Source organism: Sphingobium sp. CFD-2 (assembly GCF_024611135.1).
Classification (GTDB): Bacteria; Pseudomonadota; Alphaproteobacteria; order Sphingomonadales; family Sphingomonadaceae; genus Sphingobium; species Sphingobium fuliginis.
In genome coordinates this window covers 2,088,354-2,113,734 of record NZ_CP084405.1, presented here as the reverse complement: position 1 = coordinate 2,113,734, position 25,381 = coordinate 2,088,354, and the positions used below count along the sequence as shown (strand labels likewise).

Annotated in this window: 30 protein-coding genes; 16 read left to right on the top strand and 14 right to left on the bottom strand. The window is 65.2% G+C overall.

The genetic code is table 11. The features are described from left to right. Positions 1 to 90: 90 nt before the first annotated feature. Positions 91 to 288 carry a DUF1192 domain-containing protein gene (locus tag LDB29_RS10250; protein ID WP_025548849.1) on the bottom strand — a complete coding sequence of 66 codons (198 nt, stop codon included), beginning with the start codon at positions 286 to 288 and terminating at the stop codon, positions 91 to 93. Positions 289 to 385: 97 nt separating this feature from the next. On the opposite strand from LDB29_RS10250, the gene LDB29_RS10245 reads away from it, so the two are divergent. From LDB29_RS10245 to LDB29_RS10215, 7 genes are all read left to right on the top strand, one after another. Beyond that, positions 386 to 1,402, top strand: coding sequence for an NAD(P)H-quinone oxidoreductase (locus LDB29_RS10245; RefSeq protein WP_025548851.1), 1,017 nt, complete (start codon positions 386 to 388; stop codon positions 1,400 to 1,402). 336 nt (positions 1,403 to 1,738) lie between these two features. After that, positions 1,739 to 2,602, top strand: coding sequence for a UDP-2,3-diacylglucosamine diphosphatase (locus LDB29_RS10240; RefSeq protein ID WP_025548852.1), 864 nt, complete (start codon positions 1,739 to 1,741; stop codon positions 2,600 to 2,602). 14 nt (positions 2,603 to 2,616) lie between these two features. After that, entirely contained in the window at positions 2,617 to 3,645 is a 1,029-nt protein-coding gene (locus LDB29_RS10235) for a glycosyltransferase family 1 protein (protein WP_025548853.1), read from the top strand. A 126-nt stretch (positions 3,646 to 3,771) separates the two neighbouring features. Continuing rightward, a complete protein-coding gene (locus tag LDB29_RS10230) occupies positions 3,772 to 4,455 on the top strand; it encodes a DUF1013 domain-containing protein (RefSeq protein WP_025548854.1) in 684 nt (227 codons plus the stop codon). Positions 4,456 to 4,592: 137 nt separating this feature from the next. Then, a complete protein-coding gene (locus LDB29_RS10225; protein ID WP_025548855.1) occupies positions 4,593 to 6,299 on the top strand; it encodes a long-chain fatty acid--CoA ligase in 1,707 nt (568 codons plus the stop codon). Positions 6,300 to 6,342: 43 nt separating this feature from the next. Further along, complete coding sequence (msrA, locus tag LDB29_RS10220) at positions 6,343 to 6,879, top strand: peptide-methionine (S)-S-oxide reductase MsrA (protein WP_025548856.1); 537 nt, start codon at positions 6,343 to 6,345, stop codon at positions 6,877 to 6,879. Positions 6,880 to 6,953: 74 nt separating this feature from the next. Next, entirely contained in the window at positions 6,954 to 7,220 is a 267-nt protein-coding gene (locus LDB29_RS10215) for a hypothetical protein (protein ID WP_025548857.1), read from the top strand. Positions 7,221 to 7,317: 97 nt separating this feature from the next. Here LDB29_RS10215 and LDB29_RS10210 read toward each other — a convergent pair whose 3' ends face one another. Continuing rightward, a complete protein-coding gene (locus LDB29_RS10210) occupies positions 7,318 to 8,274 on the bottom strand; it encodes an L-threonylcarbamoyladenylate synthase (RefSeq protein WP_065846747.1) in 957 nt (318 codons plus the stop codon). 111 nt (positions 8,275 to 8,385) lie between these two features. Here LDB29_RS10210 and LDB29_RS10205 point away from each other — a divergent pair, with 111 nt between their 5' ends. Beyond that, a complete protein-coding gene (locus LDB29_RS10205) occupies positions 8,386 to 9,204 on the top strand; it encodes an ATP-binding protein (protein ID WP_025548859.1) in 819 nt (272 codons plus the stop codon). A 229-nt stretch (positions 9,205 to 9,433) separates the two neighbouring features. On the opposite strand, the gene LDB29_RS10200 is transcribed toward LDB29_RS10205, so the two are convergent. Together LDB29_RS10200 and LDB29_RS10195 are read right to left on the bottom strand one after the other, a co-directional pair. Further along, on the bottom strand, positions 9,434 to 10,762 hold the full coding sequence (locus LDB29_RS10200) for a sorbosone dehydrogenase family protein (protein ID WP_025548860.1): 1,329 nt from the start codon (positions 10,760 to 10,762) through the stop codon (positions 9,434 to 9,436). 60 nt (positions 10,763 to 10,822) lie between these two features. Beyond that, the gene (locus LDB29_RS10195; RefSeq protein ID WP_165363299.1) at positions 10,823 to 10,996 is read right to left on the bottom strand and encodes a hypothetical protein; all 174 of its coding nucleotides are present in this window, start codon (positions 10,994 to 10,996) and stop codon (positions 10,823 to 10,825) included. Positions 10,997 to 11,223: 227 nt separating this feature from the next. Between LDB29_RS10195 and LDB29_RS10190 the strand changes: the two genes are divergently transcribed. Continuing rightward, a complete protein-coding gene (locus LDB29_RS10190; protein WP_037482318.1) occupies positions 11,224 to 11,427 on the top strand; it encodes a hypothetical protein in 204 nt (67 codons plus the stop codon). Positions 11,428 to 11,521: 94 nt separating this feature from the next. On the opposite strand, the gene argC is transcribed toward LDB29_RS10190, so the two are convergent. The 4 genes from argC to LDB29_RS10170 form a co-directional block, all read right to left on the bottom strand. Continuing rightward, complete coding sequence (argC, locus tag LDB29_RS10185; RefSeq protein ID WP_025548862.1) at positions 11,522 to 12,466, bottom strand: N-acetyl-gamma-glutamyl-phosphate reductase; 945 nt, start codon at positions 12,464 to 12,466, stop codon at positions 11,522 to 11,524. Beyond that, on the bottom strand, positions 12,463 to 13,371 hold the full coding sequence (locus LDB29_RS10180; protein WP_025548864.1) for a C40 family peptidase: 909 nt from the start codon (positions 13,369 to 13,371) through the stop codon (positions 12,463 to 12,465). Before LDB29_RS10180 ends, argC begins: the two co-directional genes overlap by 4 nt. Beyond that, a complete protein-coding gene (locus LDB29_RS10175; RefSeq protein WP_257557021.1) occupies positions 13,331 to 13,738 on the bottom strand; it encodes a MarR family winged helix-turn-helix transcriptional regulator in 408 nt (135 codons plus the stop codon). Before LDB29_RS10175 ends, LDB29_RS10180 begins: the two co-directional genes overlap by 41 nt. Before the next feature lie 61 nt (positions 13,739 to 13,799). Next, a complete protein-coding gene (locus tag LDB29_RS10170; RefSeq protein WP_025548867.1) occupies positions 13,800 to 15,197 on the bottom strand; it encodes a M17 family metallopeptidase in 1,398 nt (465 codons plus the stop codon). 139 nt (positions 15,198 to 15,336) lie between these two features. Between LDB29_RS10170 and LDB29_RS10165 the strand changes: the two genes are divergently transcribed. Next, on the top strand, positions 15,337 to 15,540 hold the full coding sequence (locus LDB29_RS10165; RefSeq protein ID WP_007684028.1) for a hypothetical protein: 204 nt from the start codon (positions 15,337 to 15,339) through the stop codon (positions 15,538 to 15,540). Beyond that, positions 15,540 to 16,394 carry a DUF4163 domain-containing protein gene (locus LDB29_RS10160; protein WP_025548869.1) on the top strand — a complete coding sequence of 285 codons (855 nt, stop codon included), beginning with the start codon at positions 15,540 to 15,542 and terminating at the stop codon, positions 16,392 to 16,394. The genes LDB29_RS10165 and LDB29_RS10160 overlap by 1 nt, the downstream gene beginning before the upstream one ends. A gap of 92 nt (positions 16,395 to 16,486) precedes the next feature. Here LDB29_RS10160 and rimO read toward each other — a convergent pair whose 3' ends face one another. From rimO to serS, 4 genes are all read right to left on the bottom strand, one after another. After that, on the bottom strand, positions 16,487 to 17,869 hold the full coding sequence (gene rimO, locus LDB29_RS10155) for a 30S ribosomal protein S12 methylthiotransferase RimO (protein ID WP_025548871.1): 1,383 nt from the start codon (positions 17,867 to 17,869) through the stop codon (positions 16,487 to 16,489). A 36-nt stretch (positions 17,870 to 17,905) separates the two neighbouring features. After that, the gene (locus LDB29_RS10150; RefSeq protein WP_025548872.1) at positions 17,906 to 18,964 is read right to left on the bottom strand and encodes a TrkA family potassium uptake protein; all 1,059 of its coding nucleotides are present in this window, start codon (positions 18,962 to 18,964) and stop codon (positions 17,906 to 17,908) included. Positions 18,965 to 19,132: 168 nt separating this feature from the next. Then, entirely contained in the window at positions 19,133 to 19,906 is a 774-nt protein-coding gene (surE, locus tag LDB29_RS10145) for a 5'/3'-nucleotidase SurE (protein ID WP_025548874.1), read from the bottom strand. A gap of 34 nt (positions 19,907 to 19,940) precedes the next feature. After that, a complete protein-coding gene (gene serS / locus LDB29_RS10140; protein WP_025548875.1) occupies positions 19,941 to 21,218 on the bottom strand; it encodes a serine--tRNA ligase in 1,278 nt (425 codons plus the stop codon). A gap of 97 nt (positions 21,219 to 21,315) precedes the next feature. On the opposite strand from serS, the gene LDB29_RS10135 reads away from it, so the two are divergent. Then, a complete protein-coding gene (locus tag LDB29_RS10135; protein ID WP_025548877.1) occupies positions 21,316 to 21,756 on the top strand; it encodes a host attachment family protein in 441 nt (146 codons plus the stop codon). 64 nt (positions 21,757 to 21,820) lie between these two features. Here LDB29_RS10135 and LDB29_RS10130 read toward each other — a convergent pair whose 3' ends face one another. Next, positions 21,821 to 22,639 carry a PEP-CTERM sorting domain-containing protein gene (locus LDB29_RS10130; RefSeq protein ID WP_257557019.1) on the bottom strand — a complete coding sequence of 273 codons (819 nt, stop codon included), beginning with the start codon at positions 22,637 to 22,639 and terminating at the stop codon, positions 21,821 to 21,823. Positions 22,640 to 23,080: 441 nt separating this feature from the next. Here LDB29_RS10130 and dksA point away from each other — a divergent pair, with 441 nt between their 5' ends. Both dksA and LDB29_RS10120 read left to right on the top strand, forming a co-directional pair. Beyond that, positions 23,081 to 23,545: an RNA polymerase-binding protein DksA gene (gene dksA, locus LDB29_RS10125; protein WP_025160963.1), complete on the top strand. Its 465-nt coding sequence runs from the start codon at positions 23,081 to 23,083 to the stop codon at positions 23,543 to 23,545. A 65-nt stretch (positions 23,546 to 23,610) separates the two neighbouring features. Further along, a complete protein-coding gene (locus LDB29_RS10120; RefSeq protein ID WP_025548880.1) occupies positions 23,611 to 23,976 on the top strand; it encodes a PilZ domain-containing protein in 366 nt (121 codons plus the stop codon). A 146-nt stretch (positions 23,977 to 24,122) separates the two neighbouring features. Here the strand turns inward: LDB29_RS10120 and LDB29_RS10115 are convergent, their stop codons facing one another. Next, positions 24,123 to 24,281, bottom strand: coding sequence for a YdcH family protein (locus tag LDB29_RS10115; RefSeq protein ID WP_007684009.1), 159 nt, complete (start codon positions 24,279 to 24,281; stop codon positions 24,123 to 24,125). Between the two features lie 191 nt (positions 24,282 to 24,472). On the opposite strand from LDB29_RS10115, the gene LDB29_RS10110 reads away from it, so the two are divergent. Next, positions 24,473 to 24,652, top strand: coding sequence for a YdcH family protein (locus LDB29_RS10110; protein WP_037482328.1), 180 nt, complete (start codon positions 24,473 to 24,475; stop codon positions 24,650 to 24,652). Between the two features lie 115 nt (positions 24,653 to 24,767). Further along, positions 24,768 to 25,238: a DUF1465 family protein gene (locus LDB29_RS10105; protein WP_025548883.1), complete on the top strand. Its 471-nt coding sequence runs from the start codon at positions 24,768 to 24,770 to the stop codon at positions 25,236 to 25,238. Positions 25,239 to 25,381 lie beyond the last annotated feature (143 nt).

Sequence of the window (25,381 nt, the reverse complement as noted above, 5' to 3'; positions counted from 1 at the left end):
GATCAAGATGGGCATCCTGACCGCCGGAATTGCCAGACTGCCCATGCCCGGTAAGACCCTTGTCGGAGTCGCGTGGGGCGGGGCGCGGGTTCATCGCTTGAATAACGCCTCGGCGCTTGCTTTGTGGTTAACGGCGTTTTCAATCTTGGATCGGGTGCGGGCGATTTCGCCCTGCAGCGCCGCGATGCGCGCTTCGAGATCGGCAACGGACAGCGGACCCAGATCCTGCCGGATCAGCTGGGCCAGAGGATCATCGGCCTTTCGGGGCAGATCGTCTTCCATGTCCATGAATCGCAATGTTGACCCTGCGGGCCAGTCTGTCAATAAGGCCTGCATTCCGCCCGTCGATTTAGGTGCGGTGCAACATCTGCCGCGAGGGGCCGCAATGGCGATAGAGGGCGTGAAGCCGAACGACCTGCCGACGGAAATGACGGTGATCGGCATAGCGGTTCCCGGTGGGCCCGAGGCCCTGGTGCCGCAGCGGCGGCCGGTTCCCGTGCCCGGGCCCGAAGAGGTGCTGATCAAGGTGGCGGCGGCCGGCGTCAACCGGCCCGACGTGATGCAGCGGCAGGGGAAATATCCGCCGCCGCCCGGCGCTCCCGACATTCCGGGGCTGGAGGTTTCCGGCATCATCGTCGCCGCGGGCGGGAGCGCGGAACTGTTGATCGGCCGGCGCGTCTGCGCGCTTCTGCCCGGCGGGGGCTATGCCGAATATGCGGTGGCGCCCGCCGGCCAGTGCCTGCCGGTGCCGGACGATTATGATCTGGTCGAGGCGGCGGCCCTGCCGGAAACCCTGTTCACCGTGTGGAGCAACCTGTTCGAGCGCGCCTATGTGGTGGAGGGCGATGTGGTGCTGGTCCATGGCGGCACGAGCGGCATCGGCACCATGGCGATCTCGCTCTGCAAGCTGTTCGACATCGGCGTCATCGTGACCTGTGGCAGCGATGAGAAATGCGAGCAGGCGAAGGCCTGGGGCGCCGATCATGCGATCAATTATCGCAGCCAGGATTTCGTCGAGGAAGTGAAGCGGATCACCGGCGGGCAGGGCGTGCAGGCGGTGCTGGACATGGTCGGCGGGGATTATCTGCCGCGCAACATCCAGTGTCTGGCGGAAGACGGGCGCCATGTGTCCATCGCGGTCATGAGCGGGCCCAAGGCGGAGGTCTTCATTCCCGCGATCATGGGCAAGCGGCTGACGCTGACCGGATCGACGCTGCGCCCGCGCTCGGTGGCCTTCAAGAGCCTGGTGGCGGACGAGTTGATGCGGGTGGTGTGGGCTTTCATCGAGCAGGGCAGGCTGCGGCCGGCGATGGACATGCGCTTTCCGCTGGCGGAGGCGGCCGCCGCGCATGCGCGCATGGATGCGGGGGAGCATTTCGGGAAGATCGTGCTGACGGTTTGACGAGGGGGTGGGTCTGATTGGGGGTGGTAATCGAACACCCGCTTTATCCCTCTCCCCTGAGGGAGAGGGCTGCGCAGACTTGGCAGCTTGCTGCCTAGTCGCAGCGGGGTGAGGGCGTTGCGATCCATGGGATCACGCGGGCCGCAGGCCCGCTTCCCCCTCATCCAAATCAGCCTAGGCTCCTTCGTCGCCAAGGCTTCCTATCCTTCTCCCTCAAGGGAGAAGGAATGTCCTGCACTGGCCAAGACCGTAGCATTTCCGTCATATTCGCTGCGGAGTTGTAACATAGGGCGGCTATGGATTCGCTCCTGAGGGAAACAGCTCAGGGGTCGCATCATGAACGCCATCACTCGCCTGCCTTTCCTGGCGGAGTTGGACGATGGCGCCGACGACAAGTTCGCCATTCCCGAACGGGAAGGGAAGCGTCGCCGCTATCGCACGATCTGGATTTCGGACATTCACCTCGGCACGCGCGGCTGCAATGCGAGCATGCTGATCGACTTCCTCGACAGCGTCGACAGCGACACCATGTATCTGGTGGGCGACATCATCGACGGCTGGCGGCTGAAGAAGCGCTTCTATTGGCCCGCCGCGCATAATGATGTGGTCTGGCGGGTGATGAAGCGGGCCAAGCGCGGCACCCGCGTCGTCTACATCCCCGGCAATCATGACGAGATGTTCCGCCAGTTCACCGGCCTCAGCTTCGGCGGCGTCGAGATTCGGCGCAAGGCGATCCATGAGACCGCCGACGGCCGCAAGCTGCTGGTGCTGCACGGCGACGAGTTCGACACGATCATGCTTGCGCACCGCTGGCTGGCCTTTGTGGGCGACGCCGCCTATACCATGCTGATGCGCGTCAATGTCGTGGTGAACGCGGTGCGGCAACGCATGGGGCTGCCCTATTGGTCGCTCAGCAAGATGGCGAAGCACAAGGTCAAGAACGCCGTCGAGTTCATCTCCCGCTTCGAGGAGGTGGTGGCGCATGAGGCCGGTTCCCGCGGCGTCGACGGTGTCGTTTGCGGGCATATCCACAATGCGGAAATCCGCGAGATCGCGGGCGTCGAATATTATAATGACGGCGATTGGGTGGAGGGATGCACGGCGCTGGTCGAGCATTTCGACGGGCGCATGGAGGTGCTGCACTGGGCCGACGAGATCGCCGGGCGCGCCGCCGAAGAACCTTCCCGGATCGCGGCCTGACGGGAGGGCGAACGATGCGTGTCGCCATAGTCACCGACGCCTGGAGCCCGCAGGTGAACGGCGTCGTCCGCACGCTCCAGACCATGCAGGCGGAACTGGAGAAGATGGGGCATGAGGTGAAGCTGGTCTCGCCCGATCTCTTCGGCTCCATCCCCTGTCCGACCTATCCGGAAATCCGGCTGGCCTTCGCCCGTTCGAGCGTCGTGGGGCAGATGATCGCGGCTTTCCGTCCCGACGCGATCCATCTGGCGACGGAAGGGCCGCTTTGCCTGGCCGCACGGCGCTGGTGCCTGCGCAGCGGCATCCGCTTCACCACTGCCTATCATACGCATTTTCCGGATTATGTGGCGCAGCGCACCGGGCTGCCCGCGGCGTGGTTCTGGCGCTATATCCGCTGGTTCCATGGACCGGCCGAGGCGGTGCTGGTGTCGACCCGGTCCGTGCGGCGGCAATTGCGCGCCCATGGGCTGGCGCAGGTGCGTGCCTGGGGCAGGGGGGTGGACCTGGCCGCCTTCACGCCCATGGCGACGCCGCCCATCCTCTTTGCCGATCTGCCGCGTCCGATCCAGCTCTATGTCGGCCGTGTCGCGGTCGAGAAGAATCTGGAAGCCTTCCTGGCCAGCGGCCATCCGGGAACGAAGGTCGTCGTCGGGGACGGTCCCGCCCGTGCCATGCTGGAAAGAACCTATCCGCAGGCGCATTTCCTGGGCCCCATGTTCGGGGCGGAACTGGCCGGCGCCTATGCCGGCGCCGACGTCTTCGTCTTTCCCAGCCGCACCGACACCTTCGGCCTGGTCATGATAGAGGCGCTGGCCTGCGGCACGCCGGTGGCGGCCTATCCCGTCACCGGCCCGGTCGACATCGTCACCCCGGAAAGCGGCGCCTTGTCGGACCGGCTGGAGGACGCCATCGCCGCAGCGCTCCTCTGCGACCGTCAGGCATGCGCCGCCTATGGCAAGAGCTTCAGTTGGGAACGCAGCGCGCGGGAATTCCTCACCGGCCTGCACAATATCGATCCCCAGGCGCTCGACAGCGCGGCCTGACGCTTTTCCTTGCCCGGCGCGGCGGGATGCACTATCTCGGGTCGGGCGTGGCCGCCCTGCTTGGGCGGCCCTTGTCGTTTTTAAGCGCCGTTTCTATGCCGGAGAATTCCCGTGTCCCAGCCTCTCATGCCCCATGCGACAGCCAGTTGGCTGGTCGACAATACCGCGCTGAGCTTCGACCAGATTGCGGAGTTTTGCGGGCTGCATATCCTGGAAGTGCAGGCGATTGCCGACGATACCGCCGGCACCAAATATACCGGCCGCGATCCGGTGCGCGCCCATGAAATCACGATGGAGGAAATCCACAAGGGCGAGGCCAATCCGGACTATCGCCTGAAGATGCTGAAGGGCCCCGAGCCGGTCCGCCGCACCAAGGGACCGCGTTATACGCCGGTCAGCAAGCGTCAGGACAAGCCCGACGGCATCGCCTGGATACTGCGCAACCATCCGGAAATTTCGGACGGCGCCATCGGCAAGCTGATCGGCACCACGCGCACCACCATCGCCGCGATCCGCGACCGCACGCACTGGAACATCTCCAACATCGTGCCGAAGGACCCGGTGACGCTGGGCCTCTGCTCGCAGCGGGAACTGGACGCGCTGGTGACGAAGGCGGCGAAGAAGGCGGGCATCGAGGCCCCCACCGATTCGCGCCTGGACGGCGATCGCGAGGCGCTGATCAACGAGCTGCGCCGGGAGCGCGAGGACGCCACCCGCCGCGCGGAAGAAGCGCTGAAGAGCGAGTCCGACCTGATTTCGGGCGCCGCGAAAATCCTCGATCCGTTCAGCGACAACAAGGGTCACGTCTGATGCCGTAACGTCAATCCGCCCCGTGCGGAGCGACGACGGCAGAGACCGGGAAAAGGGCCGCGCCTTGCCACGGGCCGCGGCCCTTTTGCCGTGCTTTACGCTTGCGTAAAGGGAAGGCGTAACTTACACCTGTACAAATGGAGAGCAGCGAAAAAATCTGGAAAACCCGCTATAATCATCCCTCTGCCTGGGAGCAGACATTCCCGCCCCTGTCGATGGTGGAGATGGTGGCGAACAGCGCCGCGGCCAATCCGCAAGCGGTGATGATCGATTTCATGGGCCGCAAGACGAGCTATGGCGAAATGCTCCACAGCATCCGGCGGGTCGCCAGGGGATTGCAGGACATGGGCATAGGGAAGGGGGACCGGGTCGGCCTTTTCCTGCCCAATGTCCCTCATTATGTCGCGGCCTATTATGGCGCGATGATGGCCGGGGCGACGGTCGTCAACTATTCCCCCCTCTACACGGCCGCCGAACTGGAACATCAGGTCGAGGATAGCGGGACGAAGATCCTCTTCACCCTGTCGGCCAAGGCATTGCTGCCCACCGCGCTGGAAGTGCTGGACAACAGCAGCCTGGAACGGCTGGTCGTCGGCTGCGTCGCGGAAGTCCTGCCGCCTGCCAAGTCGGTGCTGTTCCGGCTGTTCAAGCGCAAGGAGACGGTCGCGGTACCGCACGATCCGCGCCTTACCCATTATGCGGACCTGCTGCGCCATGGCGAAGACCCCGTGCCGGTCGCCATCGATCCGGAGCAGGACATCGCCCTGCTGCAATATACCGGCGGCACCACCGGCCGGCCCAAGGGCGCGATGCTGACCCATCAGAACCTGACCGCCAATGCGCGGCAGGTCCGCCTGATCGATCCGCATCCCGAAGCGCCCGACCGCATATTGGCGGTGCTGCCCTTCTTCCATGTCTTCGCCAATACATGCGTGCTCAACCGGACGGTGCTGAACGGCGGGGAGATGGTGATGCTGCCCCGCTTCGACGGCACGCAGGTTCTGGCCGCGCTGCAGCGGACCAGGGCGACCTCGCTGCCCGGCGTGCCCACCATGTACCAGGCGCTGCTGGATCATCCCGCGACGCCCAATATCGACTTCTCCTCCCTGCGCCTCTGCATTTCCGGCGGCGCGCCGCTGCCGCTGGAGGTCAAGCAGCGGTTCGAGGCGATGACGGGCTCCCAGCTGGTCGAGGGCTATGGCCTCACCGAAAGCAGCCCGGTCGTCTGCTCCAACCCCTATGAGGGCCTCAACAAGTCCGGCACGGTGGGGCAGCCGGTGCCCGGCACCCGCGTCAAGCTGGTCGACCGCGAGGACCCGACCCGTCCGCCGCCCGAGGGCGAACCGGGCGAACTGGTCTTTTCCGGGCCGCAGATCATGAAGGGCTATTGGCAGCGGCCGGACGCCGACGAGGAGGTTTTCGTCGACGGCTGGCTGCGCACAGGCGATGTCGGGCTGATCGACGAGGACGGCTATGTGAAGATCGTCGACCGGCTGAAGGACATGATCGCCGTCGGCGGGTTCAAGGTCTTCCCCAGCGAGGTCGAGAAGGTTCTCTACCACCATCCGGCGGTCAAGGAAGCGCTGGTGATCGGCATTCCCGACCATTATCGCGGCGAATGTCCGAAGGCCTTCGTCACCCTTCAGGAGGGCTCCGGGATCGACGGGGCCGCGCTCAAGGACTGGCTGAACCCGCAACTGGGCAAGCATGAGAAGGTGTGCGAGGTGGAGGTGCGCCTCAACCTGCCCAAGACGCTGGTCGGCAAGCTGTCCCGCAAGGAACTGGTGGCCGAGGAACGCGCCAAGGCGGAGGCGGCGATGCGGCAGACTGGAACCGCGGGCTGATCCTTCCTATCTCGGCGGCCAATTCAGGATAAGGACTCCCTATATGGCCGAAGAGATCGCAACCCTGGCTGGCGGCTGCTTCTGGTGCACGGAAGCGGTGTATCAGAATCTGAAGGGCGTGAAGGCCGTGGAAAGCGGCTATATCGGCGGCACGCTGCCGAACCCCAGCTATGAGCAGGTCTGCTCCGGCGCGACCGGCCATGCCGAGGCTATCCGCATCACCTATGATCCGGCGGCGATCGGCTATGGCGACCTGCTGGACATTTTCTTCGCCACCCATGATCCGACGACGCTCAACCGGCAGGGCAACGACATCGGCACCCAGTATCGGTCGGCCATCTTCCCCCATTCGCCCGAACAGGCGGCGGAGGCGAAGGCCGGGATCGAGCGCGCTCAGGCGGATCAGGCGAACCCGATCGTCACCGCCATAGAGCCCGACGCGCCCTGGTATCCGGCGGAGGATTATCACCAGAAATATTGGGAGCGGGTGGGGGACCGGAACCCCTATTGCATGGCGGTGATCCCGCCCAAGCTCGCCAAGCTGCGCAAGGGCTTTGCCGAGCGGATCGAAGCGCCCTAACGGTTCGTCGCCCACGGCTTGCCCTGGCCGCCAGCGTCTTTAAGCTGGCGGACATGACAAGCCGGGGAAGAGATATGAACAAGATCGCATGGGTGGCCGCGCCGGCTTTGTTGCTGTTCCTGCCGGGCTGCATCGCGCGGACGGCGGCGAATATCGTGACGGCGCCGGTGCGCGCTGGCAGCCAGGTGGTCGACTGGAGCACCACCAGCCAGGAAGAGGCCGACCGCAATTACGGCCGCAAGATGCGCAAGCAGGAGGCGCGCGAAGCCCGCGAGCGGAAGAAGGAGGAAGAACGCCGTCGCCGCGAATGCCGCGATGCGGGTTATGATAATTGCGGGTGAGTGATTTCTCGCCCTTTTATCCGGCCCATCCCCACGCGTCATGCTGAAACAAGTTCAGCATGACCATATTCATAGGCGGTCCGCATGAATGCGAATGTTAAGCCGCCGCCCGCCGCAACCGGTCATTGATGGCTACACCGATCCCTTCATTGGGTATCGGCGCCACCGCGATCCGCTCCGCCGCGCTGGCATCCGCGATGTGCAGGGCCGCGAACAGATGAGCCGCCGCTTCCCGCATATCGGCGTCGGGGCTGAGATTCACATGACACGGCATCAGGCCGAAGCCGATCAGATATTCGTCCTTCTCCGCCTTCAGCGCGTTCAGCCGCACCGGCTTGGACGGCGCATAATGGCTTTCCAACTGCCCCGGCGCCTCGATCTTCGCATTGTCAGCGCCCGTCACCACCGGCAGCCTGCTTGCCTCCTCCAGCATGGCCGCCGTGATCGGGCCCGGTCGCAGCAGGCGGATGCAGTCGCTTTCCGGCGCGACGATGGTCGATTCCAGCCCTTCGCTGGTCGGCCCCTCATCCAGGATCATGCGGATCTTGCCGTTGAGGCTCGCCAGCACATGTTCGGCGCGCGTCGGGCTGATCGCGCCGCTGCGATTGGCCGAAGGCGCGGCGAGCGGACGCCCGCTTTCCCGGATCAGCGCCCGCATCGCCGGATGGGCGGGCAGGCGCAGCGCCACGGTCGGCAGTCCCGCCATGACCAGCGGGGACAGCCCACTATCCGGGCGCACCGGCAGGACCATGGTCAGCGCGCCGGGCCAGAACCGCTCCGCCAGCTTGTCGGCCACGGGCGAAAAATCGGCCAGACGCCCGGCCATCTCCCGATCGGCGACATGGACGATCAGCGGATTGAAGCTTGGCCGTCCCTTGGCGGTGTAGATCGCCGCCACTGCGTTGGAGTCGGTGGCGTCCGCCGCCAGGCCATAGACCGTCTCCGTCGGCACGGCGACCGGTTCGCCCGCACGGATCAGCAGCGCCGCCTCGCGCAGCGCTTCGCTGCCATAACGGCTTATTCGGGTGGAAAAGACTGGATTTGGGATGGTCACGACCCCAGCGATATAAGCCCCGATTTCCGGGAGTAAAAGGCCATTGCTACAGAAGAATGACATGGGCGCCGCGCTTGCCCGTCATGCGGATGCGGGCTAAGCGAGGGCTCCATGAACGATGCCCTGCTGACCCGCATTGCCGAAGCGCTGGAACGGATCGCTCCGCCGCCCGCTTCTTCCGCCGATCTGGCCGCCGCGCCCGCCTATGTGTGGAACGGCGCCACGATCCGGGCGGTGGAGGCCTTCGCGCCGGTGGATTACGCCCTGTTGACCGGCATCGACGCGCAGAAGCAGGCGCTGCTTGAAAACAGCCGTCGCCATGCTGCCGGACATGCGGCGCATGACGTGCTGCTGTGGGGCGCACGCGGAACCGGAAAGTCCGCCGTCGTTGCCGCCGTCATCGGCAAGCTTCAGGCGGAGGGGCAGGACATCGCCCTGCTGCAATGCGCGATCGATGAACTGGCCAGCCTGCCGCAACTCTTCACCCTGTTGCGCGACACGCGCCGGCCCTTCATCCTGTTCCTCGACGATCTTGGCTTCGATGAAAATGGGGTGGGCGACGCCCGTGCGCTTCGATCGCTGCTCCAGGGCGGAACCGCCGCCCGCCCGGCCAATGTTCGCCTCTATGTAACGTCCAACCGCCGTCACATCGTGCCCCGCCACCTGTCGGAGCAGGACGACCCCGTCAATCCCCGCGACGTGGTGGACGACAAGATGGCGCTTTCGGACCGCTTCGGGCTGTCCCTGGGTTTCCACGCGATCGACCAGGATGCCTATGTCGCTATTGTCAGCGGCTATGCGGCCAGCCTCGGCCTCAGCTTCCAGCCGCTGGACGCGATCCAGTGGGCGACGCAGCGGGGTAGCCGTTCAGGCCGCGTGGCCTGGCAATATGTGGTGGAACTGGCCGGGCGGCATGGCCTCAATATCTAGGCCGTAAACCCATCTGGGCGTCCTGCGGTTCGACCAGAAAGGCCCATCACGGCGTCGGCAGGGCTTGAAACATATTCCCGCGCCCTCTCTCCTTGTGCCGAGCCTTTTGCCTCAAATCTTGAGCGCGCCATTCATGGGTTTGCGGCCGGGGTATTTTGGCGGAGTGTCCCTCTCTGCCGGCCCTCGACGGGAGAGGATCAAGGGCACGCCCCGGCAAGAACCCATCACCTCACTTCGCCGCCGTCACCCGCCAGACGACACCGCCGACATCGTCGCTCACCAGCAACGCGCCCCTGGCGTCCGCCGTCACATCGACCGGGCGCCCATGCGCCTCGCCCTTGCTTCCCAGGAAGCCCGTCAGCACATCGACCGGCTTGGCCTTGCCCGCCTCCCCATTGTCGCCAAAGGGCACGAACACGACCTTGTAGCCCGCGGCAGGCTTGCGATTCCAACTGCCGTGCAGCCCGACAAAGGCGCCGTTGGCATAGGGCGCGCGCAGCGTCACCTTGTCGGCGAAGCTGAGGCCCAGCGGCGCCACATGATTGCCCAGCGCATAGTCCGGCCGCTTGGTATATTCGCGAACCTCCGGCCGCTGCGGCTGGACACGGCGATCCTCATAACCGCCCCAATAATTCCACGGCCAGCCATAGAAGGCGCCGAATTCCACCCGCGTCAGATAATCGGGCACCAGATCGCTGCCCAGCATGTCGCGCTCGTTCACCACGCCCCACAATGCGCCGCTCCTGGGCTCGAAAGCCAGCCCCACGGGGTTGCGCAGGCCCGAAGCGTAGATGCGATAAGCGCCCGTATCGGGATTGACCTCCAGCACGGCGGCGCGATTGGCCTCCGTCTCCAGGTCATTTTCCCCGATATTGCTGTTGGAGCCGACGCCCACATAAAGCAGCCCCTGCGGGCTTGCGGCCAGGCTGCGCGTCCAGTGCATGTTGGGCGCCTGCGCGGGAAGGTTCAGGATCTTGCGCCCCCTGGCCGTGATCCTGCTGTCCCCTTCCCTGTAGGGAAAGGCCATCAAGGCATCCGTATTGGCGACGTAGAGCGTGTTCCCCACCAGCGCCATGCCATAGGGGGAGTTGAGCCCGGTGAGGAAAGCGGTCTTGGTTTCCGCCCGCCCGTCGCCATCGGCGTCGCGCAGCAGGGTGATGCGGTTGGCGGACGGCACGCCGGCGCCTGCCTTGTTCATCAGATAGTTCATCACCCGGTTGACGATGCCGCCCGTCGGGCGTGACGGGCTGTTGGTTTCGGCCACCAGCACATCGCCATTGGGCAGGCGCAGCAGCGAGCGGGGATGGTCCAGCCCATCCGCGAAGCGATCGACATTCAGCCCCTTTGCGGGAACCGGCTTTTCCCCACCCTTCCACGGCACGGCATCCGCGACGTTCATCGTCGGGATCATTTCGCTGCGGGGGCTGGTGAAAACCGGCTCCTTGCCCACATCCGCGCCGGCCGGAAGCCGCGCCGTATCTCCCCGCGCGAAATAGAAGAAAAGGCCGATGAGAACGGCCAGCGTGAGGAGGGTGAGCGCGATCAGATGCTTCTTCATGGCTATCCGTTTATGCTGGCCCACAGATGGTGGCAAGGCGCGCAAGTGCCGGGTGCGGAGCTATTTTCCCCGATCCCGCACCCATAGCAGCACCGCGATCACGATGCCCAGCGCGGTGCCGCCCAGCAGGCCTGCACTTGGCTGGCCCATCAGGCCGCCGACGATTGTTCCGCCCAAAATGGTGAGCGCCAAAATGGCGCCTGCGCCGATCGGTTCTTTTCTGGCATTGGTCATTTCCCGGTCCTTGCCACGCGCGGGGATGCATGGCCAGCGCTTTCCCGCCTGCGCCTTTTCAGGACAGGTCTGTGCCGCAACGGGATGTTTGTGCCATGGCGGGACTTGGCTAACCGGCCGTTCACCCTTCCAGGCCGCGCTGCTCCGTCGATGGCCATGGTTGGCATGGGGATTGAACCATGATCCTTACCGTCAGGGTGGGGACTTTGGGGGGCTTCGTCATGAACATGCCATATCTTTCCAATCGAAAGAGCTATGAGGACGCAGCTGAGCTGATGTCGCTGTTTGGCGACAATGCAGGCTATGAAGCCGCGGCGCGCGCCGACCGAAGCCGCGATCTGGGCAACCATATCCGCTTCTGCCATTGGCGGCAGATCGAGCGGCTGATCGTGCTGCTGACCCATGAAGGGCCGCTGGGCACGATCCATTGATCCGGAGCATCTCCGAAGCTTCGCTTGCCCCGACTTCCCATCCGTCATGCTGAAACGAGTCCGGCATGACGGATGGAGCAGATCGAATGTCGGCCTATAGCCGCAGGCCAGCCGTTTCCGGCAGTCCCGCCAATATGTTGAGGTTCTGCACGGCGGCTCCGGCCGCGCCCTTGCCGAGATTGTCGAGCGCCGCCACCAGCCGCGCCTGACCGGCCGCCTCATTGCCGAAGACGAACAGCGCCAGCCGGTCGGTCGCGCCGACATGCTCCAGCCGGACCTGCGTCATCGCCGCGCTGTCCTCCAGCGCTTCCACGCTGACGATGGGCGATCCCGCATAGGCGGCGGCCAACACGCCATGCACATCCGCCACCGAAGGCGCGCCGGGCAGGGCGCGCAACTGCAACGGCACCTCCACGATCATGCCGCGATAGGCATTGGCGACGGCCGGGGCGAACAGGGGCGGGTGCTGCAAGCCGGAATAGCGCAGCATTTCCGGCACATGCTTGTGGGCCAGCCCCAGTCCATAGGGCCGGAACGCGCTCGGCGCGCCCTCCGCGCCTTCATATTCCGCGATCATCGACTTGCCGCCGCCCGAATAGCCGGATGCGCCGGATACCGTCACCGGCCAGTCGCCCGGCAGCAGACCGGCGAGCACCAGCGGTCTCACCAGCGCCAGGAAGCCTGTCGGCCAGCAGCCCGGATTGGCGACGAACCGCGAATTTGCAAGCCTGTCCCGATGCCCCGGTTCCAGTTCGGCAAAGCCATAGGTCCAGCCGTCCGCCACCCGATGGGCCGTCGACGCGTCGATCACCCGCGTCCGGCCATTGTCGATCAGGGCCACCGCCTCCCGCGCTGCATCGTCGGGCAGGCAGAGGATGACGATGTCCGCCGCGTTCAGCGCCTCCCTGCGCGCCGACGCGTCCTTGCGCCTGTCCTCGTCGAGCGTGATGATCGACAGTTCGGGACGACCCGCCAGCCGCTCGTTGATTTCCAGACCTGTGGTGCCGACGCCGCCGTCGATGAATATCCGATGTGTCATGTGCCGATTCTCCGCCTCGCCGTCACGGGTTCCGCATGGTCCGCCGCCAACCGTCCGACGACGTCGGCCAGTGGCTCGATCACCACGCTCATCCAATGGGCGTTGGCATGTATCATGTTGCGCTCGTCGGTCATGATGCCGACATGGCCGGGGAAGAAGACAAAGTCCCCTCGTCGGAGCGGCGCATCCGGCGCGATGGGGGAACCGATCCCCTCCCGCTGCAGATCGGTGTCGCGGGGCGCCTTGATCCCGCACTGGCCGAGCGATACCTGCACCAGGCCGGAACAGTCGACGCCGCGATGCCCGCGCCCGCCCCAGACATAGGGCTGGCCCAGATAACGCTCCGCCACCGAAACCCAGTCGCTTTCCAGCGCGTCGATCTCCGCAACATGGCGCCGATGCACGAAACCTTCCGCACAGGCGAAGAAATCGCCCTGCGCCTCTGCCGCGAACTGCGCGCCGCGCGGCCAGTAATCGGCAATGGGCGACTTGATGTCGGCGGCGCTGAAGAGCGGCGCCGTGCCGGTGATCACGCGGCTGTTCACCACCTCTCGCACGTCCAGCGCTTCCCGCCGGACATAGCCGACATAGCCGTCATGCCCGCAAAAGCCCCAGGCCCAGTCCGCCGTCACGTCCAGCGCGTGGAAGCTCTCGCCCCGCAGCAATTCGCTGACCGCCTGCGCCTTGGGCGTGTCGGACGCCAGTACCGGTGCGCCGGCGGCGACGCAGGTCAGTTCGACGGCGCGGGCATAATGGGCGGAAAACAGCACGCCGGCCAGCGCCAGGTCGGCCAGGTCGCCGCGCGCCGCGTGGACGCGCGTGTCGAGCCTGACCGATCGGCCGTCCAGCTTGAATCGGATGCGTTCAGGCGGTGCGTTCCGCAGGGGAGAAGTTGAGGCGTTCATCGCGGCCGGTTCCTGCGATGAAATGGTGAAAGGCGTCAAGAAATTCCGCCCCTTTTGGGGTTCGGGTGATGAAAATATTGCGTCGGTCGGTGGAGTCCCGTTCCCGCCGCAGATAGCCAAGCGACGATAATTTGTTGAGTGCGCGGGTGATGACCGGCTTGGAGACGTTCAGCGCCTCCGCGAGTCCCCGCACCGTATGCGGCCCCGCGCCGATGTAGACGGTCAGCATCAGCGCCATCTGCCGGTTGGTGAGGTCGGGTTTGCCGGACCGCACATAATCGACCAATGTGCGCATCCATTGGCTGAGCGGCTTCAGGCCGGGACGGTTCAGCTCTGCGGCTTCAGTCTGTGCGGAATGGGCATCCATGACCCCGTAACGCACGATAGCCAATCCGGTTGCGTAACGGCCTCGGACAATCGCTTTCTTTTTACTTTTTACGGCCGTAGCGCGCTTGCAGCATATGGAAGGCGGCGCGCAGTCCCAGCGCCTCGCCCCCCTTAGGCCGCCCCGGCCGGGAGGCGGGACGCCAGGCAAAGGTGTCGAGATGCAGCCAGGGCACGGCGTCGGGCACGAACCGCCTGAGGAACAGCGCGGCGGTGATCGCCCCGGCAAAGCCGCCTTCGCCCGCATTGTTGATGTCGGCCACATCGGACTTCAGCATTTCCGCATAGCCGTCCCACAGGGGCAGGCGCCAGGTCGGATCGTCGACGGCGGTCCCGGCCGCATCCATGTCTGCGGCGAGCGCCTCGTCATTGGCGAACAGGGCGGGGAGGTCCGGCCCCACGGCCACCCGCGCCGCGCCGGTGAGCGTCGCATAGTCGATGATCAGGTCCGGCTTGTCCTCTCCCGCCAGCGTCAGCGCGTCGCCCAGCACCAGCCGCCCCTCGGCATCGGTATTGCCGATCTCGACCGTCAGCCCCTTGCGCGACCGCAATATGTCGCCGGGCCGGAAGGCATTGCCGGACACCGCATTCTCCGCCGCCGGGATCAGCAGGTGAAGCCTTACCGGCAGGCGCGCGTCCATGACAAGCTGCGCCAGCGCCAGGGCATGGGCCGCGCCGCCCATGTCCTTCTTCATCAGGCGCATGGCGGAAGACGGCTTGATGTCCAGGCCGCCGCTGTCGAAGCAAATGCCCTTGCCGACGACCGCGACCTTCGGGTGCCCGGGATCGCCCCAGCGCAATTCGATGAGGCGCGGCGCGAAGCCCTTGTCCGCGGCCTTGCCCACGGCATGGATCATCGGGAAACCATGTTCCAGCGCATCCCCCTTCGTCACCTTGCAGTCGGCGCCGAAGCGTTCCGCCACCTTGCGGGTTGCGGCTTCCAGTTCGGCCGGCCCCATGTCGGCGGCGGGCGTGTTGACCAGATCGCGCACCAGCGCCACCGCTTCCGCCAGGCGCGTGGCCGCATCGATCTGCGCCACTTCCGCGGTCAGCAGGACGCGCGCTCCCGATCCATTTTCTTCGCTGCGATAGCGGTCGAAGCGATATTGCGCGGTCAGCCATCCCAGCATCGCCGCGCCGGCCGCGCCTTCGACCAACCGATAAGTCCCCTCGGGCAAGGCCTCGGCCAGCCTGGCAAGGCACCATGGTCCCAGCTTCGTGGCGGAAGCGACGCCCGCCACTACCGACCAGTCCGCCGGATCTTCGCCAGGCAGAATGGCGAATTCGTGCGCCTTGCCCTTGAATTTCTGCGCGGCGGCCAGCGCGCGCACACGCTCCGGCTGGCTTCCCAGCCAGCTTTCCAGCCCTGGCGCATCCACGATCAGGATCGAACGGGCAGGTTGATTGTTGTCGGCTTTCAGCAGGTCGGAAAAATCGCTCATGCCCTATGTTCTGGAGAAAGGCGGCGGGTAAGAAAAGCCCAATCTTTCGTCGTCCGCGCGCCTCCTTCGACCGCGCTATCATTTGCGTCGGGCGGAGCGCAGGCATAGATTGAACGAAGTTAAAAGAAGGAGAGACATGATGATGCACAGCGACGATGGCCGCCTTCAGGCCCTGCGCGCCCGTGCCTATGCGCTGGCGGAAAGCGGGCGTTTCGACGGAGCGCATGCGGTGGAGCAGGCATTGATCGCGGAAGGCTGGCCCAATGCCGGCGCGGCGCTCCAGAGCAGCTATGCGCGCAAGGCGATCAGCGAACGGTGCATGGCGGCAGCCAAGGCCCATTGATGCGCCGGATAAAGGGGAGGGGACTGGCGGGACTGCCCCTGGGGGCGGTCCTGCTGCTTTGCGCCTGTTCGCCGTCGAAAGATGCCCGGAATGCGGGCGAAGCGGCTTTGCCGGGCAACGATGTCGCGGCCAGCAATTTCGCGAACCGCATGTCCGGCCAGCCGGAGCCGCCGCCGCCCGCCCAACCCTTCGAGCAGAAGGAGAAGACCGATCTGCTCGAATTCGCCTATGGCTACCCTGCCCAGGCCGCGCAGATACCCGCCCTGGCGGAGAAGTTCGGCAACGCGCTGAAGGTCGGCAAGGCGGATGCGTTGAAAATGGCGCGCGAAGACCAGAAGGCCGCCAGGGCGTCCGGCTATCCCTTCCGCGCCCATGCGCTTGACGTCCATTGGACGGTCGCCGCCGATACGCCGCGTTTCCTTGCGCTCCAATCGGAAAGCTATGTCTATACCGGCGGGGCGCATGGCATGACCGGATATGACGCATTGCTGTGGGACAAGGCGCGCAAGCGGGAGACGGCGGTCACGGCGTTGATGACTTCGCCTGCCGCCTTCGCGGCCGCCATCCATGACCGCTTCTGCGACGCACTGGACAAGGCTCGCGCCGAAAAGCGCGGCGAGCCGGTGAAGCGGAGCGATGACGACGACTTCACCAAATGCATCGATCCGATGCAGCAGGTGCTGGTGCCGACGTCGAAGGACGGCAAGCTGATCGACGGCGTCACCGTGGTCGTCGGTCCCTACAGCGCCGGGCCCTATGCCGAGGGAAGCTATGAGATCGCGCTGCCTGTGGACGGGGCCATGCGCAAGGCGATCAAGACGGAATATCAGGACGCCTTTGCGGCGGCAGAATGACGCTGCCCCCACAATGCGCCGTGCCCCTGCGAAGGCGGGCGGTCCGTTCTGACATCGGAACTGGGTTCCTGCCCTCGCAGGAACATGGTGCCCTAAACCGACGGCACTCCGTAAAGGTCATGCTCGTCCGCATCCTCGATCAGCACGTTCAGGATGCTGCCCGGCGCCAGCCCTTCTCCTACATCGCGCAGGAAGACACTGCCGTCGATCTCCGGCGCGTCGGCCTGGCTGCGCGCCGTGGCGCCGATGGAGCCGTCCTCGTCCGCTTCGCCCACCTCGTCGATGATGACGGGCAGCACGCGGCCGACCTTCGCCCGTAACCGTGCGGCGGAAATGGCGGCGGTCTTCTCCATGATCCGCTGATAGCGTTCTTCCTTGACCTCCTCCGGCACGGCGCCGGGCAGGTCGTTGGCCGCCGCGCCCTCCACGGGTTCGAAGCGGAAGGCTCCCACGCGGTCGAGCTGCGCCTCGTCCAGCCACTGGAGAAGATAGTCGAAATCCGCCTCCGTCTCGCCGGGAAAGCCGACGACGAAGGAGGAACGGATCGCGATGTCCGGGCAGATGTCCCGCCATTTGCGGATGCGGTCCAGCACCTTCGCTTCGTTCGCCGGGCGCTTCATGGCCTTGAGGACAGAAGGCGCGGCATGCTGGAAGGGAATGTCGAGATAGGGGGTCAGCAGCCCATCGGCCATCAGCGGGATCACCTGATCCACATGGGGATAGGGATAGACATAGTGCAGACGGACCCAGGGCGGCGTGCCATCGGCGGTGCGAAGCTGCCCCAGTTCGCGCGCCAGATCGGTCATGTGCGCGCGAACCTCGCGCCCCTTCCACTGGCGCGCCTCATGCCGGGTGTCGACCCCGTAAGCGGAGGTGTCCTGGCTGATGATCAGCAGTTCCCGGGTTCCGGCATGCACCAGCTTTTCCGCCTCGCGCAGCACGGCGTCTATGCGCCGGCTGACCAGATCGCCGCGCAGCGAGGGGATGATGCAGAAGGAGCAGCGATGGTTGCAGCCCTCCGAAATCTTCAGATAGCTGTAGTGGCGCGGGGTCAGCTTGAGCCCACCCTCCGGCACCAGATCGATGAAGGCGTTGGGGATGGGCGGCGACGCCTCATGCACCGCGTTCACCACCGCCTCATATTGATGCGCGCCGGTGACGGCCAGCACCTGCGGGAATTTCTGACGGATCAGTTCCGCTTCATTGCCCATGCAGCCGGTGACGATGACCCGGCCATTCTCCGCAATCGCCTCTCCAATGGCTTCCAGCGATTCTTCCTTGGCCGAATCGAGGAATCCGCAGGTGTTGACCAGCACGACGTCAGCGCCGGCATAGTCGGCGGACATCTGATAGCCGTCGGAACGCAGCTTGGTCAGGATGCGCTCGCTGTCGACCAGCGCCTTGGGACAGCCCAGCGACACCATGCCGACCTTCGGCGCTTCGGGAATTTTGGTTGCCATGATCGGCGCGCACATAGGGATTTTTGCGCGCAATGTCACGGGGGCAGGAAATCAGGGCAGGGACCGGGCTTCCCCGGCGGCCGCGCCCTGCACGATCTCTATGATCAGGTCGCCGGTCTGGAGCCGCCCCGCGCCCTCTTCCCAGAAGCCGATGGCCCGCCCGTCGCGGTAGATGCGTACCCCCAGACCAGTGGCGATGGCGGAAAGCGATTGCCCGATCTCCTCCGGCAGAACGAAGCGTTCGTTCAGCTTCACCTGACCGCCCGAAGCGGCAAGGTCCGACATATAGTCGGCAATATGCTGGCCGCTGGTGCTGCCCGCCAGCAGCAGCCCGGCAAAGCTGACCGGGTTGATCACGGTGGTCGCGCCCGCCTGCCGCGCGGGCAGTTCGTTATCCTCGTTGCGCACGACGATGCTGATGGGCAGGCGAGGGGCCAGATGCCGCGCCGTCAGGGTGATGAGGATCGAGGTGTCGTCCCGCCCCGCCGACACGATCAGCGTCCGCGCCCGGTGGATCGCGACATCGTTCAACGTCCGGTCCCGCGTCGAATCGCCGCACAATATGTTGCAGCCCAACGCTTCGGCCTCGGCCAGCGCCTTCTCTACCGGGTCGACCACCACGATCTCGCGCGGGTCGACGCCCCGCGCCAGTAGCTCGCGCACCGCCTCGGCCCCGCTGGTGCCGAAGCCGGTCACGACGATATGATTGTGCAGATCGGCCTGAATGCGAGCCATGCGCCACCTGTAGAGGATGTTGCGGAAAAAGAGATTATAGGCCGTGCCGAGGAAGATCAGCCAGACGAACAGGCGGATCGGCGTCACCAGCAATGCCTCGAACAGCCGGGCTTCCGGGCTGACCGGCACGATGTCGCCATAGCCGACCGTCGTCACGGTGACGGTGGTGAAATAGAGCACGTCGACGAAGCTGATCCTGTCGTCGAGATTGTCCTTCAATCCATCCCGGCCGACCCAGTGGATCAGCAACACCAGCCCGATCAGGCCGAACACCAGTCCCACCCGCCAGGTGAGATCGGCCCAGATCGGCAGCGAAGACCGCCGCCGCAGAAAGCCCGCCGCGCTGGACGGCGGCCTTACCGGAACGATCCTCATCGGACCTTTTCTTCGATGATGTGGATGGGAGGCATCGTGGGAATGGTGAAGGCAGGAAGAAGGAATGCGCGCGACATCGCCATATCTTTAACGCGCTGGCCCCGCCATGGCCAGATTCCGTTCCGGTCGGCTGCAAAACCATATCCCCGCCTGGGCAGGAACATGCCGTCAGCCGATCTGTCCTCCGAAGGCCTGCGCCGTCGCCGCGATCGCGCTGTCCTGCGTCAGGTCGTAATGCAGCGGCGTCACCGTCACATAGCCTTCGGCAATGCCAGCCAGATCGCTGCCTTCCGGCACGGAGTCGCTCTTGCCCAGGCCGAACCAGTAATAATCATAGCCGCGCGGATCGGTGCCATGGATGATCTTCGTCCGGTCCACATCGTGAAAGCCCTGCCGCACCACGCGGATGCCCTTGACGGCTTCGGGTTCGACGGCCGGGAAGTTCACGTTGAACAGCAGCCGGGGGCTGGCCGGCATGGCGATCAGCGGGCGCAGCACCCGCTCGCCCCAGGCCCGCGCCGCCGCGAAGGGCACGGCGTCGCCCATCCCCTCCCGCACATAGACCTGGCTGAGCGCGATCGATCTGATGCCGGAGATCGCGCCCTCCATCGCGGCCGATACCGTGCCCGAATAGGTCACGTCCTCCGCCAGGTTGGCGCCGCGATTGACGCCTGACAGCACCAGATCGGGCTTCGCATCCTTCATCAGATGGCCGACCGCCATCATCACCGCGTCGGTCGGCGTTCCCGACACGCTGAAATGCTTCTCGCCATGCTGCCGGACGCGCAACGGCCGCGTCAGCGTCAGGCTGTGGCCGGCGCCGGACTGCTCCTCGCTCGGCGCGACGATCCAGATGTCGTCCGACAGCGTCCGGGCGATCTCCTCCAGCACGGTCAGGCCCGGCGCATGGACCCCGTCGTCATTGGTGAGCAGGATGCGCATATGTCTGGAATCCCTTCGCTTGGGGGCCGGCAGCCTACTGGGGCCGCAACCGCGTCACCCCGCCCATATAGGGGGCCAGCACTTCCGGCACGATCACGCTGCCGTCCTCCTGCTGGTAATTTTCCAGAACCGCCACCAGCGTCCGTCCCACGGCCAGTCCCGACCCGTTCAGCGTATGGAGGAAGCGCGTCTGCTTCTCCCCCTCCGGCTTGTAGCGCGCGTTCATCCGCCGCGCCTGGAAATCGCCGCAATTGGAGACGGAACTGATCTCGCGATAGGTCTGCTGGCTAGGCAGCCAGACTTCCAGATCCCATGTCTTGCGCGCGCCAAAGCCCATGTCGCCGGTGCACAGCAGCACCTTCCGATAGGGCAGGCCAAGCGCCTGCAAAACCCCCTCAGCCGCGGCGCACATGCGCTCATGCTCGGCCTCGGATTCCTCGGGCCTGCAGATCGCCACCAGTTCGACCTTCTCGAACTGGTGCTGGCGGATGAAGCCGCGCGTGTCCCGCCCGGCCGATCCGGCTTCCGACCGGAAACAAGGTGTCAGCGCCGTCAGCCGCAGCGGCAGGCTTTCCACCGCCACGATCTGTTCGCGCACCAGATTGGTAAGGGAAACCTCCGCCGTGGGAATCAGCCAGCGGCCATCGGTGGTCCTGAACAGGTCCTCCGCGAATTTCGGCAACTGTCCCGTGCCGAACAGGGCCTCATCCTTCACCAGCAGCGGCGGGTTGACCTCCTCATAGCCGTTTTCGCCCGACTGGCGGTCCAGCATGAACTGCGCCAGCGCGCGGTGCAGCCGCGCCATCTGCCCCCGCAGCGCGGTAAAGCGCGCCCCGGAAAGCACCGCGCCGCCTTCGAAATCCAGCCCCAGCGCCGGGCCGAAATCAGCATGATCCTGCGGCGTGAAGGGGAAGCTCCGCGGTTCGCCCCACCGTGCCACCTCGACATTCTGGACCTCGTCCTCCCCCATCGGCACGTCGTCCGCCGGCAGGTTGGGGATCGCCGCCAGCCGCGCCGCCAACGCTTCGCCAATCTCGCGATCCTCCGCCTCCAGGGCGGGCAGACTTTCCTTGAGCGCCGCGACTTCGGTCTTCAGCGCGTCGGCCGTCGCCATGTCCTTCTGCGCCATCGCCTGGCCGACGGCCTTGCTCGCCTCATTGCGGCGCGCCTGACCCTGTTGCAGCGCGGTCTTGATCGCGCGGCTCCGTTCGTCCAGCGCCAGCAACTCCGCGCTCAGCGGTTCAAGCCCGCGCCGGGCCAGCCCCGCGTCGAAAGCGGCGGGATTTTCGCGAATGAAACGAATGTCGTGCATGGGTCAGCCCTATGCCGTTCTGCGACCAGCCGCGCAACCCTGCACACCGCCGTCCGTTGGTGGTAAAATCAGGCGTTGAGAAAAGAGGAACGGGACGATGCAGATAGACCATGACGCGATGGTGCTGGTGGCCGATGGGCGCAAGATGCTGTTCTTTCGCAACAAGGGCAGCCCGGCCTTTCCCAATCTGGAAACGGAAGAGGTGAAGGAACAGGATAATCCCCCCGATCGCGAGCAGGCCTCCGACGGCACGGGACGGGGGCCCAATTCGGTCGCGAGCCATCGCGGCTCCGTCGAGCAGACCAATTTCCACGATCTGGAGGAAGCGCGCTTCGCCGCGGAAGCTGCAGAATTGCTGAAGCGCCGCGCGCTCGCCAATGATTTCGAAAAGCTGATCGTCGTCGCGCCGCCCGCCGCCCTGGGCGAAATGCGCAAACATTATCACAAGGAAGTGCAGAGCCGGCTAGTGGGTGAGATCGCGAAGGACCTGTCGAACCACCCGGTGCCGGAAATCGAGCGGATCATCGCGACGAGCTGAAACCCGACCCGGCCGGCGCTCCCCCCGGACGCGCCGGCCGGATCGCCCCGCGGTTAACCCTCGGCTAACCCTCGGCGCCCGCCTTGGCGCGCGCGAAACGCTTGCGCGCCAGCAGGGCCGCCGCGCCCGCCCCGAACAGCAGCACCATCGGCGGCGCCGGCACGTCGGTCGGCGGCGGCGGATGATGATGGTCGCCGCCCGAGGAACTGGACGAAGAGGAAGTCGAGGACGAAGACGACGTCGAACTGCTGGTCGAGGAACTGGTCGAAGAGGAGCTGGACGTGGAGCTCGACGTCGAGGAGCTGCTGGTCACACTGCCGCTGGAGGTCGAGACGTTGCCCGAAGAGGTCGACACATTACCGGAGGATGTCGACACATTGCCGGATGAGGTGGAAACCCCGCCTGTGGACGTCGAAACGCCGCCGGTCGAGGTGGACACGCCGCCCGTGGTCGAACTGGTGGAACTGGTGATGCCGCCGGTCGAGCTGCTGGTGGAGGAGATCACCACCGATCCGCCCGAACCGCCGCTGCTGCCGCCGAAGAAGCCGCCGAAAAACCCGCCGCCGCCAAAGCCGGGGCCACCCGCCAGCACCACCGGCGCGCCGCCGCCACCGCCGGACATGACCGGCATTTCCGCGGCCGCGACCGGGGCCGGCAGGGGGATAGGCGCCGCCTGGGTGGTCACCGTCACCGTCTGCGGGGCGCAGGAAACCGTCTTCACCACGCGCTGCACCTTGCGCACCGCATAATGCTTGCGGGGCGCCGCCTTGACGCTCTTCGTGCTCTGGACCCCTGTCGGACGCGCGCTTTCCGCGACATGGACGGCGCCGCCGCCGATGATCGCGCCGCCGGCGGCGCAAGCGCATAATTTAGCCAATGCCATCCGTACCGACATAGGTTCCACTCTTGTTTGTCTTCGGCCTGACGATCTCGTCACCGCGTTGCGCAGTAACGGATGCGGGGCCGTTCCCTATTGCTAACAACGCAAAACAAAGCGTTAACTTCAATGGCGTTAACTCTGAATATCGGGGTCAAGTCGAGGAAAAAACTAACAAATTATGAACTCATATGGTTAACGTCCCATTGTGATACGGCGGCCGGCCGCTTGGGCGATACGGCTGGTCTATTTTCTTTTATGATCTGCCGATGGCCGGGAATCGCGAATTTTCTGGGGATAAGCGCGCCGCAATGCGCGGCCGGCGCGCCGGACGACCGATTGCCCGCTTGTCTCAGGCCTTGGCGCTGGCTATTAGGCGCCGTCAACCACAAGTCACGGATACCCCGGCACTTTCAGCATCGGGGGTCCCGCGAGTCGGAGAGCCAGATGGCATCGGTCCTGAATTCCGATAAAGACGGCCAAAATCCGCCGAAATCGGCTGTAACACTCCCACCCGACTATCGTCCTTCCGCAGACGAAGAGTTCATGAACCCGCTTCAGTTGGAATATTTCCGGCAGCGCCTGTGGGACTGGAAGAAGCAGATCCTGGCTGAAGCGGAAGGGACATTGGCCGTCCTGCAGAACGAACCGCTCCGCGAACCCGACCTCAACGACCGCGCATCGAGCGAGACCGACTGGTCGATCGAGCTGCGCACCCGCGACCGCCAGCGCAAGCTCATCTCCAAGATCGACGCCGCGCTCCGCCGCATCGACGAGGGCGAATATGGCTATTGCGAAGTGACCGGCGAACCGATTTCGCTGGGCCGCCTGGAAGCCCGCCCGATCGCGACCATGACGGTCGAAGCGCAGGAACGGCACGAGCGGCAGGAAAAAGTCTCTCGCGACGATTAACCTTTTATCCATGCCGCCATGGCAGGGTCGCCGGGAAATTCCAGTGATCTTGCAGGGCGTTGTCGATGGATAGCAATCAGGATGATGGTGATCGTGGTCCGGCGCGTTCCGGCCCGCGCGACAGCCTTTTCCTGCTCACCAATCTAAGCTCGGCCGACGGGGTTCCGCTCGGCCGCGCCCGCGTCCGCAATCTTTCCGCCACCGGCCTCATGGCCGATTGTGAGCGCGCCGTGCCCAATGGCATCCGCATTCGCTTCGACCTGCGCGGCATCGGCCAGGTCCATGGTTCGGTCGTCTGGTCACGGGAGGATCGCATCGGCATCGCGTTCGACGTGCCGATCGATCCCCAACTCGCGCGCCGCCGGGTTTCCGCGCCGGAAGGACAGCTTGCGGTGCCCGATTATCTGCGCCAGCGCCGCTTCATGCGCTGAGCGTCCAAAGCGGATTACAGGGTGGCTCGGATTGCCGCCGCCCACAAAAAAGCCCCGCAAGGCATGGCCCCGGAGCTTCTCCCGGAAGGGCAGGATCAGCGGCAAGGGACCGCCGATCCATGCCTTTCACACAGGCGTCACCGCTGTCAGTGTTGCGCCTCCATTTCCTCCTTCAGCCGAAGCTTCTGCTTCTTGAGCGAGGCCACCAGGATCGCGTCAGGCATGGGACGACTCGTCTCCGCCTTGATTCGAGCCTCAAGCCCGGCATGCTTGGCCGAAAGAGCTGAAATGTGGCTGTTTTCCATGACATTCTCCTTACGAGGGCAATGGATGAACGAGTAGATCACGATTCGCTGGTCGTGTCTTCGGGCGATTCGCGCTTTGCGACGGGCCGCTTTGAAATTTGCGATGGTTCGTGCCGGCCCGCCGGGCTATCAAGGGGCGATGGGACGGCAATGGGTGCGAAAGTAGGTGTATGGTGAGCCGCGAAGACATCATGCGTCGGCTGGAATTGTTGCGAATCGAGCATCGCGACCTGGACAGCGCCATCAGCGCGCTGGTGGACTCCGGTTCGGGCGACCAGATGCAGGTCGCGCGCCTCAAGAAGCGGAAATTGCGCCTGCGCGACGAAATGGCCCTGCTGGAGGATCAGCTCGTCCCCGACATCATCGCCTGAACGGTGGAACGGATTATGGCCAATGCGGTCCCGACTGATCCCGAATGACACAATTCGGGGTTAACGGGCCCGCATCGGGACTGACAAAGCGCCCGCTCTATGGCACATATCGGCCATGAAACTCGCCGCTTCTCTTGAACAGGGCCTGCATCGCCGCCTTGTCGACGGTCTCTATGTCGAAGCCATGGTGATGGCGGATGAAGCGCGCGCCTATTTCGATGTGCGGGAGGGAGGCGATCCGGAGACGGACGATCCGCTTCGCCGCGTCGCCTTCGCCTGCGAATCGCTCAAGGTCACGACGCGCCTCATGCACATCATCGCCTGGTTGCTGAGCCAGCGCGCCTGGCAACGGGGGGAACTCAGCGATGCGGAGATGCTGGACGAGAAATACCGCCTCGGCCATGCCGCGACCACCGATCCTTCGGTGGCCGGCAACTTCCCCTTCGCCGCCCGCGCATTGATAGAGGCAAGCCAGGACCTTTACGAAAGGGTCGCGCGCCTTCAGGATCGCATGGCGCGTCCGCGGGCGCAGGCGGAACCCAATCCGGCCCGGGCATTGATGGATCGGCTCAACGCCGCCTTCTGACAGGCGGGTTCGCTGGGGCATGTCGGCAGGAGCGGGGTTACACATCTCCACGCCATCCAGCCTTTCAGCCCAAATCCCCGCACAGCCTGTCCCGCCATGATCTTGGGGGCTGGCCATCCGCCCGATTTCTGGTCTAGATCAGC

Coding starts and splice junctions, on each gene's coding strand:
- LDB29_RS10170 (WP_025548867.1), bottom strand. CDS start 15,197: ATGAGCGATTTTTCCGACCTGCTGAAAGCCGACAACAATCAACCTGCC.
- LDB29_RS10195 (WP_165363299.1), bottom strand. CDS start 10,996: ATGACCAATGCCAGAAAAGAACCGATCGGCGCAGGCGCCATTTTGGCG.
- dksA (WP_025160963.1), top strand. CDS start 23,081: ATGGCATCGGTCCTGAATTCCGATAAAGACGGCCAAAATCCGCCGAAA.
- LDB29_RS10205 (WP_025548859.1), top strand. CDS start 8,386: ATGAACGATGCCCTGCTGACCCGCATTGCCGAAGCGCTGGAACGGATC.
- LDB29_RS10215 (WP_025548857.1), top strand. CDS start 6,954: ATGAACAAGATCGCATGGGTGGCCGCGCCGGCTTTGTTGCTGTTCCTG.
- LDB29_RS10150 (WP_025548872.1), bottom strand. CDS start 18,964: ATGAGGATCGTTCCGGTAAGGCCGCCGTCCAGCGCGGCGGGCTTTCTG.
- LDB29_RS10250 (WP_025548849.1), bottom strand. CDS start 288: ATGGACATGGAAGACGATCTGCCCCGAAAGGCCGATGATCCTCTGGCC.
- rimO (WP_025548871.1), bottom strand. CDS start 17,869: ATGTGCGCGCCGATCATGGCAACCAAAATTCCCGAAGCGCCGAAGGTC.
- LDB29_RS10180 (WP_025548864.1), bottom strand. CDS start 13,371: ATGAACGCCTCAACTTCTCCCCTGCGGAACGCACCGCCTGAACGCATC.
- LDB29_RS10135 (WP_025548877.1), top strand. CDS start 21,316: ATGCAGATAGACCATGACGCGATGGTGCTGGTGGCCGATGGGCGCAAG.
- LDB29_RS10225 (WP_025548855.1), top strand. CDS start 4,593: ATGGAGAGCAGCGAAAAAATCTGGAAAACCCGCTATAATCATCCCTCT.
- LDB29_RS10245 (WP_025548851.1), top strand. CDS start 386: ATGGCGATAGAGGGCGTGAAGCCGAACGACCTGCCGACGGAAATGACG.
- LDB29_RS10130 (WP_257557019.1), bottom strand. CDS start 22,639: ATGGCATTGGCTAAATTATGCGCTTGCGCCGCCGGCGGCGCGATCATC.
- LDB29_RS10165 (WP_007684028.1), top strand. CDS start 15,337: ATGATGCACAGCGACGATGGCCGCCTTCAGGCCCTGCGCGCCCGTGCC.
- LDB29_RS10240 (WP_025548852.1), top strand. CDS start 1,739: ATGAACGCCATCACTCGCCTGCCTTTCCTGGCGGAGTTGGACGATGGC.
- LDB29_RS10120 (WP_025548880.1), top strand. CDS start 23,611: ATGGATAGCAATCAGGATGATGGTGATCGTGGTCCGGCGCGTTCCGGC.
- argC (WP_025548862.1), bottom strand. CDS start 12,466: ATGACACATCGGATATTCATCGACGGCGGCGTCGGCACCACAGGTCTG.
- LDB29_RS10105 (WP_025548883.1), top strand. CDS start 24,768: ATGAAACTCGCCGCTTCTCTTGAACAGGGCCTGCATCGCCGCCTTGTC.
- LDB29_RS10160 (WP_025548869.1), top strand. CDS start 15,540: ATGCGCCGGATAAAGGGGAGGGGACTGGCGGGACTGCCCCTGGGGGCG.
- LDB29_RS10200 (WP_025548860.1), bottom strand. CDS start 10,762: ATGAAGAAGCATCTGATCGCGCTCACCCTCCTCACGCTGGCCGTTCTC.
- msrA (WP_025548856.1), top strand. CDS start 6,343: ATGGCCGAAGAGATCGCAACCCTGGCTGGCGGCTGCTTCTGGTGCACG.
- LDB29_RS10235 (WP_025548853.1), top strand. CDS start 2,617: ATGCGTGTCGCCATAGTCACCGACGCCTGGAGCCCGCAGGTGAACGGC.
- LDB29_RS10230 (WP_025548854.1), top strand. CDS start 3,772: ATGCCCCATGCGACAGCCAGTTGGCTGGTCGACAATACCGCGCTGAGC.
- LDB29_RS10175 (WP_257557021.1), bottom strand. CDS start 13,738: ATGGATGCCCATTCCGCACAGACTGAAGCCGCAGAGCTGAACCGTCCC.
- serS (WP_025548875.1), bottom strand. CDS start 21,218: ATGCACGACATTCGTTTCATTCGCGAAAATCCCGCCGCTTTCGACGCG.
- surE (WP_025548874.1), bottom strand. CDS start 19,906: ATGCGCATCCTGCTCACCAATGACGACGGGGTCCATGCGCCGGGCCTG.
- LDB29_RS10115 (WP_007684009.1), bottom strand. CDS start 24,281: ATGGAAAACAGCCACATTTCAGCTCTTTCGGCCAAGCATGCCGGGCTT.
- LDB29_RS10110 (WP_037482328.1), top strand. CDS start 24,473: ATGCGTCGGCTGGAATTGTTGCGAATCGAGCATCGCGACCTGGACAGC.
- LDB29_RS10190 (WP_037482318.1), top strand. CDS start 11,224: ATGCCATATCTTTCCAATCGAAAGAGCTATGAGGACGCAGCTGAGCTG.